Annotated in this window: 15 protein-coding genes; 1 reads left to right on the forward strand and 14 read right to left on the reverse strand. The window is 52.9% G+C overall.

Annotated features, from left to right (window positions below; all coding sequences use genetic code 11):
* Positions 1–38: 38 nt before the first annotated feature.
* Positions 39–1,019: an ABC transporter substrate-binding protein gene (locus ABJZ52_RS08435; protein WP_348184464.1), complete on the reverse strand. Its 981-nt coding sequence runs from the start codon at positions 1,017–1,019 to the stop codon at positions 39–41.
* 342 nt (positions 1,020–1,361) lie between these two features.
* Between ABJZ52_RS08435 and ABJZ52_RS08440 the strand changes: the two genes are divergently transcribed.
* Positions 1,362–2,030, forward strand: coding sequence for an FCD domain-containing protein (locus ABJZ52_RS08440; protein ID WP_348192075.1), 669 nt, complete (start codon positions 1,362–1,364; stop codon positions 2,028–2,030).
* Between the two features lie 35 nt (positions 2,031–2,065).
* Here the strand turns inward: ABJZ52_RS08440 and ABJZ52_RS08445 are convergent, their stop codons facing one another.
* The 13 genes from ABJZ52_RS08445 to ABJZ52_RS08505 all read right to left on the reverse strand — a co-directional run bounded on the left by ABJZ52_RS08445 (position 2,066) and on the right by ABJZ52_RS08505 (position 15,336).
* Positions 2,066–2,962 (reverse strand): flagellin, encoded by an 897-nt coding sequence (locus ABJZ52_RS08445; protein ID WP_348192076.1) that lies wholly within the window; start codon positions 2,960–2,962, stop codon positions 2,066–2,068.
* An 11-nt stretch (positions 2,963–2,973) separates the two neighbouring features.
* Positions 2,974–4,317 carry a flagellar hook-associated protein FlgK gene (gene flgK / locus ABJZ52_RS08450; RefSeq protein WP_348192079.1) on the reverse strand — a complete coding sequence of 448 codons (1,344 nt, stop codon included), beginning with the start codon at positions 4,315–4,317 and terminating at the stop codon, positions 2,974–2,976.
* A 35-nt stretch (positions 4,318–4,352) separates the two neighbouring features.
* A complete protein-coding gene (locus ABJZ52_RS08455; RefSeq protein ID WP_348192082.1) occupies positions 4,353–4,778 on the reverse strand; it encodes a hypothetical protein in 426 nt (141 codons plus the stop codon).
* 62 nt (positions 4,779–4,840) lie between these two features.
* Positions 4,841–5,056, reverse strand: coding sequence for a hypothetical protein (locus ABJZ52_RS08460; RefSeq protein WP_348207948.1), 216 nt, complete (start codon positions 5,054–5,056; stop codon positions 4,841–4,843).
* 47 nt (positions 5,057–5,103) lie between these two features.
* On the reverse strand, positions 5,104–6,360 hold the full coding sequence (flgE, locus tag ABJZ52_RS08465; RefSeq protein ID WP_348192088.1) for a flagellar hook protein FlgE: 1,257 nt from the start codon (positions 6,358–6,360) through the stop codon (positions 5,104–5,106).
* 9 nt (positions 6,361–6,369) lie between these two features.
* The gene (locus tag ABJZ52_RS08470) at positions 6,370–7,056 is read right to left on the reverse strand and encodes a flagellar hook capping FlgD N-terminal domain-containing protein (RefSeq protein WP_348192091.1); all 687 of its coding nucleotides are present in this window, start codon (positions 7,054–7,056) and stop codon (positions 6,370–6,372) included.
* Between the two features lie 372 nt (positions 7,057–7,428).
* Positions 7,429–7,680: a hypothetical protein gene (locus ABJZ52_RS08475; protein WP_348192094.1), complete on the reverse strand. Its 252-nt coding sequence runs from the start codon at positions 7,678–7,680 to the stop codon at positions 7,429–7,431.
* A 66-nt stretch (positions 7,681–7,746) separates the two neighbouring features.
* Positions 7,747–8,190, reverse strand: coding sequence for a flagellar protein FliS (locus ABJZ52_RS08480; protein WP_348192097.1), 444 nt, complete (start codon positions 8,188–8,190; stop codon positions 7,747–7,749).
* A 3-nt stretch (positions 8,191–8,193) separates the two neighbouring features.
* On the reverse strand, positions 8,194–9,897 hold the full coding sequence (fliD, locus tag ABJZ52_RS08485; RefSeq protein ID WP_348192100.1) for a flagellar filament capping protein FliD: 1,704 nt from the start codon (positions 9,895–9,897) through the stop codon (positions 8,194–8,196).
* Positions 9,898–10,002: 105 nt separating this feature from the next.
* Complete coding sequence (locus ABJZ52_RS08490) at positions 10,003–11,175, reverse strand: flagellin (protein ID WP_348192103.1); 1,173 nt, start codon at positions 11,173–11,175, stop codon at positions 10,003–10,005.
* 131 nt (positions 11,176–11,306) lie between these two features.
* Complete coding sequence (locus tag ABJZ52_RS08495; protein ID WP_348192186.1) at positions 11,307–11,915, reverse strand: RNA polymerase sigma factor; 609 nt, start codon at positions 11,913–11,915, stop codon at positions 11,307–11,309.
* A gap of 587 nt (positions 11,916–12,502) precedes the next feature.
* Positions 12,503–14,455 (reverse strand): ATP-binding protein, encoded by a 1,953-nt coding sequence (locus ABJZ52_RS08500; RefSeq protein WP_348192106.1) that lies wholly within the window; start codon positions 14,453–14,455, stop codon positions 12,503–12,505.
* Positions 14,440–15,336, reverse strand: coding sequence for a phosphate/phosphite/phosphonate ABC transporter substrate-binding protein (locus ABJZ52_RS08505; RefSeq protein ID WP_348192109.1), 897 nt, complete (start codon positions 15,334–15,336; stop codon positions 14,440–14,442). The genes ABJZ52_RS08500 and ABJZ52_RS08505 overlap by 16 nt, the downstream gene beginning before the upstream one ends.
* Positions 15,337–15,401 lie beyond the last annotated feature (65 nt).

Below are 15,401 nucleotides of genomic sequence, written 5' to 3' on the forward strand. Positions count from 1 at the left end.
GCCCGTCAAGGCGCCGACTGTTCTGGAGGTTTTCCGTCTTACTGTTTTGCCAGCGCTGCGTTCAGCGGCCCAAGATTCCAGAAATCCTCGACCTTCAAAGTGGCCGGGTCTCCGGCGAGCTGCCCTGCTTCACCGTAGAACTCAAAGTCAGCTCGGGCAGCATCCGCGCCACCACCGTTGGGGTCGTAAAGACCGCCGTCGACTGCTTCCTGGTAATAGGCGTCAACCTCGGAAAGGAGTTCTTCAGGCAGATCGGACAGCAGGTTGAAGCGTTTGCGTTCCCTGTCGACGATCGTTGGGTCTTCATTGACTTCCTGCCAGGTTTTCAGGAGAGCCTCCACGAGAATGGCAACGCTTTCCTGATTGTCGTCAATCCAGTTTTGGTTCGCGAAAAGAATCTCGTCGCTTGCGCGGCCGTCAAGACCAGGCAATGTATGGAATCTGCCTTCGGATTTGGACATCAGGATGTTCTTGTTCGAGATGTCTACGATCGATGCGTTGACCTGCCCCTTGAGCATTGCGACGATACGGTTTTCGGAACCTGGAACATAAGAGCGCTGGCCGAAGGTGATACCTTCCCGCTTTGCAATGATGTTGGCAATCGCGTCTGTGCCGCCGCCACGTGAATGCAGCGTGATCGGCTCACCGTCCATGTCTTGCCAGGTCTTGTATTTGACTTCCGCAACCGGGAAGAAAACCAGCTTTGAAAGCTGGAAGAAATTCCGGATCGGTGCCTTTGATTTCTGGATCACGGAGTAGGGGGAGCCGATCCCGAGATCCATCTGACCGCTGATGATTGCCTGGATTGCCAAGCCTTCCTTGCCGAATGTCGTCAGCTCGTAATCGAGGCCATTTTCCTTTGCGCGCTCGAGGGCAACGAGCAGCGAAAGTGTTTCTACCGATGCAACGTCACCAAGTGCGATGCGGACCTTTTCGGCGCTAGATGAAACAGTTGAGAACGCCAGAGCGGACACCGTGATCGCGGCAGCTCCAACTATGTTTTTTATTGAAAATCCCATGTTTTCCTCCCAGTAGCAGTTCGATACCAAGATCGAACCAATTGCTCAAACTCGGCTTATTTTGTGTTTATTTTTTAATTCAAAGCCTTTTATCGATATTATTCAATAGCGTTTTTGGCAGAGCATGCTTCATATCCTCATTGTGTTTTAGTGGGTGGCTGACGTCTGTATCCGTAAATCATTGTTGTAAAATAGATATTTTTTGCTGCTGCCATGTATGATTTCAGCAGTTCAAGGGCATGTTTTTTTGAATGGGGACTGCCTCAACAGAAAGGTTGAGAATTTAAAATAATCGATATATTGGTTTTACCAATCTTGAAATTGGTTTGAAGTGGAGGAGAGATGAACGCAGAGAATGGAGCGTTGGTGCAGTTAAAGGCCTATATCGGGCAAAGCAGTGCTGTGCCGGGGGATCGAATCCCCGCTGAACGTGTGTTGTGCAAGGAACTTGGCATCTCTCGAGGGGAGTTGAGGCGCGCGATTGCTGTCCTGGAAGCGGAGGGGCGGGTGTGGCGTCATGTCGGGCGAGGAACATTCGTCTCCGACGGCATGGGAATGGTCGAAGAGCCTTCGGTTTCTGAAATTGCAAAAAAGACAACGCTCAGGGATGTTATGAAAGCGCGGCTAGTACTTGAGCCGATGCTCGCAGGTCTGGCGGCAGAAGACGCGAACCTTGAGCAGATGGAAGCCATGAGCGCGAACATTCAGCAGTCCCGCAAAGCTGAGACCTGGCGTGAATATGAAGCGTCAGATAACCGGTTTCACCGGCTTCTGGCGCAAGCAACCCAGAATGTTCCGCTGTTGGCGATGTTCGACCAGCTCAATTCGTTGAGGCGAACCGTCGTCTGGGGGCGGCTGAGACAACGCGCAGGCCATCCTCCGGTAGATCATCACAGTTTTACGGAGCATGAGGCCATTGTCGACGCCATCCGTGATCGTAATGCAGCCAAGGCTCGCGCCGAGATGCATGCCCACCTTACCTCGGTTTCAAACAGGCTCTTCGAGGCATAGTTTCAGCCCCGAGGGCGCCTTGCTGGTCTAGGCTACTAGAACAGATAATCGAGGACTGACAGGTCACTGATTGATCCCAGTGCCACGTAGCTGGCTTCGAGTTGGACTTCATAGCTGGAGGCTTGGACAATCAGTTCGGCAACATCCGCAGTATTGAGTTCGCTGGCGAGCTCCTCGGCCTCCGCGATGTATTCCCCTTCGGATGAGATGAAGCTCTCCAAACTGGATGCTGTCGTTGACGTGATGCTCTGAAGGGCTATCACGCCATCTTGCGCCTCTACGAGAAGGTCTGAAAGTGCTTCGACATCATCTGTGGTCAGAGGATCTGCGCTTGCCGCATAAGACAGCGCTCTCATGGTCATTTCAATCGCTTCTGTATCTGCCGTAATGCCATAGTCGATTGATCGTTCAGAGCTCAGGCGCACGGTTTGAACATAAGTGTCGCCCGTGTAGTAGCTGCTATCCGTGGTGGTCAGATCGATAGCCTCATAGGCCGTGAGATCGACAGGCGACTCCTGGGTGTTGCTTCCAGCAAAGAGGTATCGTCCAGCAAGCTGCGTGTTGAGCAACGATGAAACATCTTCCAGATATGCTTCCGCAGTGATCTGGAAGGCAGCAAGGTCCTCGTCGGTGAGGACTGCTGTTACATCCGCGCGCATGGAGGTAAGAATGTCGCTTATGCCACCGAGCGCCGAATAAGTCATTTCAACACGAGAGAGAGCATCTTCTGCAACAGAAAGAGAAGCTTCGGACCTGGAAATGGACACTTCAAGATCCACAAGCGTAGCGGCGTCCGTTCCAAGGCCTGCATAGTCGGAGGAAATGATGCCGCTGGCCTGCTGTTCCTGATTGCTTGCAAGCTTGGCCTGCGTCTCCATTGCGCTTTGCAAAATCGTGGATGACAGGCTGAATGTGGCAACACGCATGACCATCGGTCTTTCTCCTATTGAACCGCAGTCAGCAGGTCATCGAACATTTCCTGAACAACACTGAGAAGCGTCGAGGCGATTGAATAGAGTTGTTCGAGCTCGGAGAGACGCGTCAGTTCTTCATCGACGTTGACGCCGTAGGTCGATGAAATCGTATCGGAAATAGTGCTGAGTTCTGTTTCAGCCAATTCAAGCCGTGTCTCTGCGGTGGTGGTTGCACTGACGAGGTTTGAAAGGATGCTGTTGGCGTAATCCGTAAATGACATTTCTTCTGCGGACAGTTCTCCGGCAGCATCAAAACTCACGCTCGCTTGCAGGATATCGAGTAGCTCATATGCGACTTCGGACGGTAACGTGTCGCCAAGCAACAGGCTTGGGTCGGTTTGAACTGTATCGCTAACTGCAATGTCGGAGGCGCTCGTGCCGGTAAGAAGCCCTGCGCTTATGGCGTTTAATTCATCGATGAAAGTGGTGGCCAGTTCGTCCAGCATATCTTGATAGGCTGGCAGTGTTTCGTCGCGAAGTTCGATCAGGGCGCCCAGATTGCCCGTGTCGAGATCGCTGGTGATGTCGGTGCCATTTGCGGAAATGCTCATGGTTCCGTCTGCTGCTGTTTCGGCGGTCAGAAGATGTGCATTGCTGTCGACGAGAACCTGACCATCGCTTGTGTATACTTTGACGGTCCCATCGTCGGCTTTGAAGGTTGCGATTTCCAGCTGCTCGGAGAGCGAAACAAGGCAGGCGTTCAACTCATCTTCGAGGTCGGCCGTACTGTCGCCGCGAGCCGCCGCAGCTTCGATTTGCTCGTTTAAGGCATCGATTGTTTCTATAGCCTCGTTGGTGGCCGTGATGCCATCAGCAATCTGCTCGTCGGCCTGATCTATTGTTTGCTGAACATCTGTTGCAAGGCTGTTGAGCTGGTAAGTAATATCCTCAAGTGCTGAAACGGCGGCGCTGGCCAGGCTCTCGCTTTCGGGAGTTCCGGCAAGCTCTGTCAATGCACTTTCGAAGGTGGCAATGGTATTGGCGATCGAGCTCCCATCGCCATCTTCTCCAGTTGTTGACCCAAAAGACTGCTGCAGTCCATCAAGGTAATCGGCGGTGACAGTCGTGTTGGCTGCGTTGGTTGTGGCTGTGAGCAGGTCGTCCAGTAGATATTGGCTAACACTTGAAGCTATGCCGGTAACCGCAACGCCAGAGCCATAGCTAGAAGTGGTTTGAGCCTCTGCCGATGCGGTCTTTGCCGTATATCCGTCGGTATCTGCGTTGGCGATGTTGGAGGAAGCGACCGACAACTGCACCTGCGCTGCAGTGAGCGCGCTGGCGGCAATATAGGAGGAGGTTGTCAGACTGGTCATCAACTGGGCTCCAGTTCGCGCTCAAGCTTGTTTCGTTACGCCTCGTATCGTCGGCCGATCGAGAGTGGATGCGGTGTGGCCTGACTGTATTGGCCGTTGACGCCATACTTTGCAGTCGACTGTTGCTTGTCCTGGATAGCCCGCATGATGGTTTTTACTCTTCTGCGGTTCGCGGTGAGGGCGCGCACCAGGTTTTGATTGTTGTGCGCGAGTGCCGCCGTCAGTTTTTCGTTTCTCAGCTGAAGTTCAGTAAATTTCCCGGGTGACGCGAGCAGGAAGATGTTGCTCTGTGCTTTGAATTTCTTCAGGAACACCTCAAGTTCAGAAGCCAGTTTTTGTTTTCTCTCGAGGAGATCTTCAATGGAGGTTGGACGGCCGCTTGTCAGCCTGCGGTTCTCTTCTTCGGTGACCGCAATAAGATCATCTGAAACGCAGATCGCATGATCGACGATCGCTTCCACCTTTGCGATGTCTTTCGGGGACAACACTACGTTCGGCTGTTTCTCTGATCGCGTCGTCATGTTCATCGTCCCTGTTTTTTCAAAGTGTCGACCGTGCGGCTGTAAGCGCCGATGACTTGTGTTGCAGTGGTGGAGCGGGACATCTTTTCTCCCGCTGCCTGCTGTTGTTGGCGCATGCGGCGCATCAGGTCTTGGAGGTCGCGTTTGCAAACCAGCAGCCTCAATTTTTGCGCCGGAGAACGCGGCGCAGCTTCAAGACGAAGGATTTCAGCCTTCAATCGCCGGTGTTCTTCCTTGCAAGCTTTGAGCTCTTCGGTCATCGCCGTCATCGGACAGCATCGAGGAGTGTGTCGAACATGTCGCTGGCTGTAGACATGATTTGCGATGCAGCGGAATAAGCCTGCTGAGCCGACATCATGTTTGAGAATTCTTCTCCGGTGTCTACGGTGCTGGCCTCCAGCCAGCCACCCTGTATGGTGCCAGCGCCCCCTTCGCCAGCCTCATGCAAGGTCGCGTTTCCCGAACTGGATGAGCGCGAATAGATGCCCTCGCTGTCTTCCTCGAGACCGTCCGGATTTCCAAATGTCGCAATTGGAATCTGGTAAATTGAGCGCTCTTCGCCGTTATCGAAGAAAGCAATGACTGAGCCATCGTCGGAGATCTCGATTGAACTCAGATTGCCGTAGGCTAAACCGTCTTGGTCGATGGACTGCACATCAATTGACGGATCACCATCATCGGAGGCGTATTGTGTGAGGCCGGTTGTGCTATCTGCGTCGCCAAGCCCAAGCGTTATCGAGCTGTCTGCGGCACCTGTAGTCCAATCTTCGATTGTCAACTCGGCCGGGTCCGGGTTTGTTGAGGCCAAGGTGCCATCGGCATTAAACGTTACTTCTACCGCTGAAGAGGTGACCGTTCCGATCGTCTCACCTGTAGAGGAGAGGGTGGGGTCCGAGTAAGCAATCTCCCAGGTGTTTTCTGCAGTCTTGCTATAGGTTGCAGTAACCGTGCTTGTAGTGCCCAGGGAGTCGTAGACCTCAAAGCTCGTGTCAAAGCTGTCACCAATCTCTGCATCTGCAGGAAGGTTGGCCTGAAATTCCACACTCGATGTGGCGTCGACAGAGCTTTGGACGGAATCGAGGTCAATCGCTTCCAGCGAGTTCTCGCTAGTGCCGCCGGTGACTTCCCCATCGGCGTCGGTTGTCCAGCCCAGGAGGTAGTAGCCGCCGTTGGTCAGATAACCGTCGCTGTCGACAGTGAACTCACCATCTCGGGTGTAGTAGGTCGATGTCGCGTCTGTTCCATCGGAGACGATGAAGAAGCCATCGCCTTCAATTGCGAGGTGGGTCGCATCTGTCGACTGGACCAAGAGGCCTTGCTGATCGACGTTGGAGACCATCGTTGCGGCGACGCCGCCACTCGAATTCGTTCCGCTTCCTGCAACAAGACTGGAAAAACTCGTCGACGATGCCTTGTAAGCTGTCGTTTGCGAGTTCGCCAGGTTATCCGAAATGACCGAGAGGGCGGTGCTCTGCGCGGACAGTGCGGAGATGGAAGCGTTGAGGGCTCCTTGCAAGCTCATGCCGGCCCCCTACTGCGTTGCAACGACGGCGAGAACGTCGTCGAGTAGGACAGAAGAGTCGCCAATGCCGAGAACTGCATTGTCGCCGGTCGTATCGACAGCCGTTACTTCGGCGACAATGGTGGTATAGCCAGAGATGTCGTTGCCATCTTCATCCAACGCCTCCACTTCGATCGTGTACAGGCCGCCGTCCTCTAGCTGTTCGCCGTCGGATGTCACACCATCCCAGGTTATCGAGTGGGAGCCGGCGTCTGTTTCACCCGTTTCACTGAAGACTGTGTTTCCGTCTTCATCGACGATGTTGACGGTGACGCTTTCGGCTTCGCTCTCAAGGGTGTAGGACCACTCGGCTTCTCCGTCTTGAAGTGATGTTGTGTTGCCAACAGCTTCAACAGTTTGCCCGAGGTAGCCAAGGCCCTGAGAGTTCATAAGGCTGGCCAGCGTATCGGTGATCGAAGAAAGCTGTTCAGAGATCTCCGATTGAGTCTCATAGCTGGCGTAGTCGACCATCTGACTGATGTATTCGCTTGTATCGGTCGGGTCGGTCGGATTTTGATTTTGAAGCTGCTCTACCATCAACGTCAGAAATTCATCGCTATCGATAGAGGTTCTGTCGTCGTCGGACGTCGTTGATGTCGTCGATGTTGATGTAGTGCTTGTTACGTCCGAGTAGTAATTTACGGTTGATATAGTCATATCGCCGCCCTCGCTCGATTAATACCTTTCGAGGGCAAGTGTGATTTGTTGAAATCGACGATTTACCCCGCATAGTATTGAAACGGGCGCAATAGTCATTTCAGGCGCAGTTTTTCGAATAATTTACTTGGGAATATTTTGCCTAGGGTGATTTAAACTTGATGGGAATAAATTGCCTATCTGTATTTTCGTAAATTTGGTGAAACTTCAGGCTCTGTGACGATCGTCGCACGATGCCTTGAGCGCGTATCGCATTTTGCGAAGATGGTGAGTAAAAAGCGCGAGTGAACGAACGTCTGGGCAGCGTCAGAAACAGACGGCAAGGAATTTCGATTCCTTACGGTTCTGTCCAGTCACCTTCAAGTGGTTACGTTAGGATATTTCGCGTGCTTTTTTGAGAATTTTCGCCGCAAGGCCTTCGGGGGCAAAACGGGGCTGATGGGAAGTAAGCAGTGCCTTCAAGGCTTGCTCCTCTTCCAGCCGATTTTTCGCAGCACTGCACATTTTCAGCAGCTCTCTAGCAGGCTCTTGTTCAGCAGAAGGCCACGCATTCAGGTCTGAGCCGTGTTTATCCAACAGCGCATCAAACGTCTCTATTCTCATTTGATGCTTCACTGTTGCCATAACCAAACCAGACAGAACCCGTGCATGACCAAAACGGTACATGCACGGATGTTGATTGTCTATGGCTTAGACGCATTCAGCAACAATTCGTTCGGCCTGTATATCCTCAAGAAGATTTTTCTCATTTCGGGCTGATAGCGTGGTCATATCGGCCCAGGCGTTGCGCAACTCGAGCAAGCCTGTTGCAATCGTGCAGAAACGGTCGCTCGCATCGTGCTTTGAAGCGGCGCTGTTCAGGGCGAAAATGTTGCGCGTGTACATATCGATCAGTTGCTTCGCGAGAGTTCTATCAACATCAAGATCTACGTTCTGGCGAAGTCCGCGCAGGATGCCAGTCGCGCGGGCGACTCGCAGATGGGCCTGCTCAAATTCTTTCTGCCGTAAATTTTCGGCGGCCAGAACGATTGCGTTCAAGACCTCGTCGAGCAGCAAGGTCATTGCCGCCGGGGGGGCGACGGTAGTCGCTGCAGTTCGGTAGGCCGCAATGGCTCGGTTCATGGCGTAGCTCATCACTTAATCTCCTGAACTGAGAAGAGCTTCAAGGTATTCAAGGTCGGACTCTGCCTCCTCGATCGCTGACTGGTAGGCCGCGTACAGTTCGGTCAGATAGTCTCTATAGTCGTCAGCATCGCTGATAATGCTGTCGTATTCTTCTTCGTAATCGGTGTTCTGATCGCTTAAGGTCGTGATGATTTCCGCCAGCGCGCCGTCGTCTTCGTCCGCGTACTGATTGACCACGTTGAAAAGGTTCTCGGCCAGACCTGAAGAGAAGCTCATATCAACTGTTTGGTTTTCGGTCCCGGTAAACACGAAACTGATGCCATCATAGATGCTGCCGTCGACCCCGACGATACGCGTGCCGCTGACTTCGAATAGCCCTTCGACTCCATCGACGTACACGTTTGAAACATTGCCATCCGTATCGACTTCGATTTCGAGCGAAAGCTCGTCGGGCATGGAAGTGTTGCGCGCGAGGAGTGCTAGATCGCTGGAGCTTGTCTCCATATCGAACAGCAAGAGACTTTCCATCGCATCAAGGTTATTTAGAAGCGCATCCGACAAGGTGTCGTCATCGACTTCCAAATAGTTGCTGCTGTCATAGGACAGGCCGAGCAGCGACATACCCTCACCATCGATCATCGTCGCCAGGCTGGAGGCGATGCTGGTATTGGCGAGGCGCATGGTGCTGTCACCGAACAGCACTGCGTCGTCGGATGCGCCGCCGGCAGATGATACTTCTTGCTGTGTCAGTGCCCACTCGCGGTAGGCATTATAGGTGTCAACGAGTGTGTAAATGGCATCTTGAATGGTGGTCAGCGATTGTGCGACTTCAACCGAGATATAGTCGTCGTCGCTGGTCTCCTGGTAGATCGAGAAAGTGAGACCATCAATAACATCATCAATTACGTTGCTGTCGCGTGCGACCTCTATGCCGTCGACAGTGATGATGGCATCCTGTGACGACTGTAGCTCGCTGGTAAAAGCTCCTGAACTGTCAGTCACGCCGAGGGACTGACCGATATCATCACCCGAAACCGAGGATATTACGATGTCCTGTCCGGTCTCTGTTGCGCTGAGAACAAGCTGGAATTCGGTATCCGAGACCTGGATCACAGATGCGGAGACACCACTCACATCAGATACAAGGTTTATTTCTTCGGCGATCTCATCGAGGGACATATCCTCGGTGATCGTAATCTCACTTGCGGTTTCATCTTCATCATACTCTGCTCCGTCCAGCTCGAGTGTGAAGGTGCCTGACAGTCCGACCTCTGCCGTGCTGTCGGCGTAAACGTCACCGGCCACTTTCTGACTGGTAGCAAGTTGAGAGATCTCTAGCTGGTATGTCGCAACGTCGACACCATCATCGGCGGTCACCACGACAGCGGATTCTGCCGTCACATCGCCGTAGCCGGTCAGATAAGCTTCGCGTACAGAAAAGACATCATCCGACTCCGTGAGGGTGTCGCCGGTTCCGCGAATTGTATCAAGTGCATCCTCCATATCCTGGAGGAGGGATTGCATCTCTTCATAAGCTGCAATCTCGGCTTCATTCTCTTCTATCTTGGTCTCGATAGTGTCTGCCGGAAGCTCCTTTTGCAGCACTGCGGCTTCGATCAATGCATCCCAGTCAATGTCGGAACTCGCGTTCGCCGTGGCGGTGTAGACGGTTTCAGTCGTGGTCACAGCAGTCGATGTTGTGTCGGTAACACTCATCACGAAGGTCCGGTTCTAGCGAGATTACAATGGCACCGGGCCGCCCATGACACCGCCGGAGCGAGGCATCAAGTGGGGTGTTCTAGGCGGCCCGGTAGCTGGGTGTTAGCGGATCAGGGAGAGCAGGTTCTCTGGCATTTCGTTTGCCTGCGTGGCCGCTGCAACCGCGGCCTGAACCTTCACACTTGCTGCAGACAAGGTTGCTTGTTCTTTTGCAATATCGACATCGGCGATGGCGGATTGTGCGGCATCCAAGTTTTCGATGCTGGTGTCGATCTGTGCAGACCGGAAATCAAACCGCGACATGGTCGCGCCCATTTCAGCTCGTGCGTTAGAGACTTCATCGATGGCCATGTCGAGCACCGAAAGAGCTTCGGCAGCTCCGTCCGCCGTTGAGATATCCATGTCAGAAATGCCGAGGGCTTCGGCGGTCAGTTCTGGCAGAGACAAATTGATTGTATCTGCAGAGGATGAGCCGACCACAACTGCAGCGCCTGTGGTGTCGACTTCTGTAGATGTGCCGGTCGTCGTACCTTCGGTCAGGCCAAGGGTGGCCAGGTTCAAGGTGCCTTCCACGTCTTCCAGTGTGATCGACGCGTCATCGCCCATGTCGAGCGAGGTCAGGGTCAGTGTACCGGACTCATTGGACGCGGTAATCGTATACTCACCCTCATTCTGTAGACCATCGTTGATCAGCGTTACCATTTCGTCCACGGTCATCGCCGTGTCGTCGGTGGTTAGCTCGATTTCGATATCGTTGATACTGATGGTGCCGCTTGTATCTGCGGTTACAGTGGCATCAGCAGAGGCGCCTGTTACGACTGCTGCGGTGTCAATTGTATCATCCGAGAAATCGCTGGATCCATCCAGCAAGCTTTGGCCATTGTAGCGCGTGCTTTCAGCGATACCGTCAATTTCCTCGAGAAGCTGTTCGAATTCAGCCTGGATGTAGGCGCGCTCCGTGTCTGTCACAGTGCCCGACGCCGATTGCGACGACAGCGTCTTCATACGTTCAAGGATATCACTGACGTTTGCTGCGCCACCGTCTGCTGTCTGCAGAACCGATATGCCGTGCGAGGCGTTGGTTGACGCCTGTTCGAGTGTTGCGACATCGGATGAAATCTTGGTCGCAATGGCCAGGCCGGCTGCATCATCGGAGGCTTTGGTGATGTTTGAGCCACTTGCAAGTTTCGCAAGGGATTCAGATTGGTCGGCGGCATTCGAATTCAGGTAGCGGACCGCTGTGTTGGCCGCGGTATTGGTCGAAATAACAGGCATCGTCTTCTCCTCATGTCACAGGATCCACGCTCGTCTGCGGCGCGGTCAGCACGATTGGTCGCGCTCTGACTGTTGAACGGAGGAGAAGTTCGAATTCAGGCGGTTTTTAATTTTGGTTGATTTAAGTAGAGTTAACTATTTGTAAATGCAGCCAAGATATCGGCGCCCTGATTTTTGAGTAATTGTCTTAATTTTTGGCGCCCGCGTTTCAGTAGGGACTCCACGGCCGACACTGTTGTGTCCATGATTTCTGCAATCTCACCATTGCTCATGTTCTCATTGTAGGAGAACACAATCGCAATGCGTTGCTGGTCGGGAAGTCTCATCATGGCGCTTTCCAGCAACTCGGTTACTTCCTGTCTTTCCAGGTCCTGCGTCTGGTTACAGCTGGTGTCTTCCAATTCAGGTAGTTCGTCTACAGTCTCGGTGCGTGGTTTGCGGAGGAGGTCAATACAGCGGTTGCTGACAACCCTGAACAGCCAGGTGGAGAATTTGGCCAGTCCGCTTTGCCACATCTGCCGACGTGTCCAGACTTGCAGGAAAGCATCTTGAACAACGTCTTCTGCATCCTGTCCGTTTTGAAGGATGCGATAGGCGACTGCATAACCTCTGTCGACGTGACGCTCGACCAAAGTCTGGAAGGCGTCCTCTCTATCTGAGGCAATGAGCGCCAGAAGCTCATCGTCAGATAGAAGCTTTAAATCCATCTCGGAGTGCGTCGTGATTGGATTTGCATGCATCCCTTGATCAGTCCCCATCTCGGTCCCTGAAGAGTCAATTCTTGATGTCGCAACGCCCATATTCATGTTCCAAAATCGGGTAAGCTGCCTCACGGTAGCCATGGTTACGAATCTATAACGTAGTAATAAGGGGATTCGGGCGGGGAAAAGTTAAGTTATGTAAGTTTTTACTAGGTATGTATTTCTTATTTACTAGGAAATATATACCTATTAATGGGAATAATTTTCCTAGTTATAATTTTGTTAAGTATAAATTATTTTGATAAAGGAATATCCAAATTTTTATTTCATTAATTTTCGCATTCCTTGTGATTGCGCAAGCCGAATTTGGGCGAAATCTAGTGAGTGTGCCGTATTTTAGCCGTCTTTGTTAAAGGCTGCATGATCCTATCAGTTCTGACGAGGTATTCGGTGTGGCCGATGTGAATTTGCGCATGGCCAAGTCAGGCCGAAAGTGCTTTAGCATGCCTTAAATTGTACGCAGTCGGCCTTGCCGTTGTGACAAGGTAGGCTGCGAACGCCACGGAAAGTAGGGTCAACCGAATGACGGCCTGATTGCCGAAGCTGTCGATGCGAGCAGCGGCTGGTTAAGCTGCATGTGAATCGACAGCCTCATTTTGTTTCGACGATCCGGGCGTGATTGGCAGTTTCACAATGAACGTGCTCCCCTTGCCGCTTTGCGATCGTACGCTGAGCTTTCCGCGATGTTTGATTTCTACGATTGATTTACAAATAGCCAGGCCCTGGCCTGTTCCTTTGCCAGGCGGCTTGGTGGTGTAGAACATGTCAAAGATTCGGTGCAGAGAGCTCTCGGGGATGCCAGGACCGTTGTCGGCCACAGAAATCGTGCAGTACTTCGTGTCCTTTTCAATGGCTACAAGGATCTCGCCTTTGCCACCAGCGTAGTCCTGCTTCTGAGAATGCTCCGCTATCGCATCAGCAGCATTGACGATCAAGTTAATGACGACCTGAGAGACGTCTCCCGGATAGCAAGCGACGATCGTTTCAGTTTCTGCCGGCTCAAAGACGAGGTCCGCGCCGTGCCGCCATTGCGATCGCGAAACCGTCACCGCGTTCTCAATGAGGTTGTTGAGGTCGGTCTCAGTTGTTTCGGTGTCGTCGGGATGTGCAAATTCCTTGATCGAACGGACGATCTTGCCGATGGAGTCAACGCCTTGTGCGGCCTCGGAAAGTGCTGCCGGAATTTCTTCTTTTAGGAAAGACCAGTCTATTTCTTCAAGCTGTTCAGATTGCGCAGGTGCTGCAGCGTTATCCAGGGTCGAGACAAAGCCATTTAGGTCCTCGAACGCCTCCCGCAGGAACTTCAGATTGTCGCCGATAAACTGCGTCGGCGTGTTGATTTCATGGGCTACGCCGCTTGCAAGTGTGCCCAGAGACTCCAGCTTGTGAGTTTCCATGAGCTCTAGCTCCAGGCGGCGATTTTTTTCATTCGCATCGAACAACTCAGTCACATCCGTGTCGACCATGACAAATCCGCCAGCTGCAATTGGTCGCTGAGTGTGCAGCAGGATGCGCTCACCCATCCATTTGCTTTGCCAGGTCTGGATCTGGTTCGCATTCAGGCGCTTCAAGCGGTCGTAAACTGCCTGAGTTTGTTCGTCTGATTTTGTTTCAGATCGCCACGTATAGGCCGATAGCAATATGTCATTGAACAGGGCTCCCGGAGCGCAGTCTTCCTTGTCTAGCTTGTAAAGATCACGAGCAGCTCGGTTGACGAAGCGCAGTTCGCCATTCTCTCCAACTATGAATATCGCTTGAGATACGCTGTTGATGGCGTTGTGCAGAAGTGTTTCCGCGAATTTACGCCCCGCTTCAGCTTCGTTCTTCTCGGTCTTCACGACCTTTGCATACTCCTCGAGCGCGGAGGACATCTGATTGAAGGACCGAGCGGTGCTGGCGAGCTCATCGTTGCCGACGACCGGCATGTGGAAGCCGAATTCACCCTTGGCGACGCGAGCGGCGCCGTCTCTCAGGTGGTTCAACTGTCTCGTCAGGATTGTGCCGAGAATATAGCCGAAGATGGCCACCAGTAGCACTTCCACGCCCGCTATGATCCACATTCTGCGAGATCCGGCCGCCACTACATCGTTTAGGAGGGAGGCGGATAATCCGATTTGGACCGTTCCAAACTGGGCGCCGGCAACATTGATCGGTGCGGTGACATTGAAATTGCCATCGCTTAGGTCCTGATCGTCGGTGGTGTCCTTCACCGACGACAGCCGTGCAGGAATGGTGCCGCCTTCCGCCAGAACCAAGTCGTTCGAGTTGCTGATCTGAACGAACAACAAGCCCTCGTTGGACAGTGCCTGTTCGACGAGCGAGTCGAGTGTCGCAAGATCCAGTGCGACAACCGCATCACTTGTCATTGTGGCAAGCAGTTTGGCCGACGTTTCGGCGCGTGTGCGCAATTCTCGCTCGTTCGATGACCTTAGGTCATGCAGGCTGGTCAGTACAAGGATAGCCAGAAGGATGATTTCGATCAGCGCGATGCCGAGGATAGTCTTCAATTTGAATGACATGTCTCTTCTCCCGCGGATGCAATTTCGGTCTGGTTTGCGGTAAGCTGCAATGCTCTGACGTCGTCCCAGTTCTCGTTGGAGGCGGCGACAAAGCCGGTCATCCCTAGGGGCTTGAGCAAGGATGCATCTTCTAATTCCATCATTGCCGCGATGACTCTACGTCGAACCTCCTCGGGCAGCGACGGAGAAGTGGTGAACGCATGTGGCGTGTAAGCGTCCGTCTGGTAAATAATCTTCAGCTGTGATTTCAGGTCGTCAGGGAGATTGTTGAAAGTCCTCATGACGCCGCCGCCAGCGGGGAATAGACCCAAAGCCACGGCGCGGTAGACAGAGTCGTGTGACTTTACGTAGACCGGATCGAAATCGATGTTCTGCGCAGTCAGTTCTGCCCGCGGGATCACGCTGGCGCCAAAGGCTGCAGGTGAAGGAAACGCGATGGCTTTTTGGTTGAGTTGCGCGAGATCTCCGGGCTGAGCGTCGGCTCGGGCGACGAGTATTCCCTTTAGCTTTTTATCAGCCTGATGCGCAAAGGCTTCATAGCCGGCGGTTTCGTGTACGACCGTGTAATGGTACGGGTTCATGTATGCGAAATCGTACGCTTTGCCTGCAAGGCATGTTTCAAACGTTGGTATGTCCTTGGCTGTCGTGAATTTTAACTTGTATCCGGTTTCTTTCTCAAGTTGGGCCAAGATCGGTACCCAGACCTGTGCAAGCCTGCTCGCAGATTGCTGGGGCACGATTCCAAAAGAGTAGACTTTCTCAGCCATTGCTGCCTGGCACAATGCACATAGAAAGATGACGCTGCTCAGAAGGAAGAGTTTTCCTTGCGCCTGCTGCCGGTCAACTGCGATGGTGGCGTTTCTGGTGTGTCGTTTGGTCATGGGCTGTTCCTTCCGTTTTGTGCACAATGCGGAGTTTCAGCGTTGGGAACGATCCCCATTTAGGG

Origin of the sequence: Roseibium sp., from assembly GCF_039982295.1 — a bacterium.
Lineage (GTDB): Bacteria > Pseudomonadota > Alphaproteobacteria > Rhizobiales > Stappiaceae > Roseibium.

Bases quoted from the DNA above. Each gene is read 5' to 3' on its own strand.
- flgE (WP_348192088.1), bottom strand. From the start codon at position 6,360: ATGAGCTTGCAAGGAGCCCTCAACGCTTCCATCTCCGCACTGTCCGCG.
- ABJZ52_RS08505 (WP_348192109.1), bottom strand. From the start codon at position 15,336: ATGACCAAACGACACACCAGAAACGCCACCATCGCAGTTGACCGGCAG.
- ABJZ52_RS08490 (WP_348192103.1), bottom strand. From the start codon at position 11,175: ATGCCTGTTATTTCGACCAATACCGCGGCCAACACAGCGGTCCGCTAC.
- ABJZ52_RS08480 (WP_348192097.1), bottom strand. From the start codon at position 8,190: ATGAGCTACGCCATGAACCGAGCCATTGCGGCCTACCGAACTGCAGCG.
- ABJZ52_RS08435 (WP_348184464.1), bottom strand. From the start codon at position 1,019: ATGGGATTTTCAATAAAAAACATAGTTGGAGCTGCCGCGATCACGGTG.
- ABJZ52_RS08440 (WP_348192075.1), top strand. From the start codon at position 1,362: ATGAACGCAGAGAATGGAGCGTTGGTGCAGTTAAAGGCCTATATCGGG.
- flgK (WP_348192079.1), bottom strand. From the start codon at position 4,317: ATGACCAGTCTGACAACCTCCTCCTATATTGCCGCCAGCGCGCTCACT.
- ABJZ52_RS08445 (WP_348192076.1), bottom strand. From the start codon at position 2,962: ATGGTCATGCGTGTTGCCACATTCAGCCTGTCATCCACGATTTTGCAA.
- fliD (WP_348192100.1), bottom strand. From the start codon at position 9,897: ATGAGTGTTACCGACACAACATCGACTGCTGTGACCACGACTGAAACC.
- ABJZ52_RS08500 (WP_348192106.1), bottom strand. From the start codon at position 14,455: ATGTCATTCAAATTGAAGACTATCCTCGGCATCGCGCTGATCGAAATC.
- ABJZ52_RS08475 (WP_348192094.1), bottom strand. From the start codon at position 7,680: ATGGCAACAGTGAAGCATCAAATGAGAATAGAGACGTTTGATGCGCTG.
- ABJZ52_RS08470 (WP_348192091.1), bottom strand. From the start codon at position 7,056: ATGACTATATCAACCGTAAATTACTACTCGGACGTAACAAGCACTACA.
- ABJZ52_RS08495 (WP_348192186.1), bottom strand. From the start codon at position 11,915: ATGCATGCAAATCCAATCACGACGCACTCCGAGATGGATTTAAAGCTT.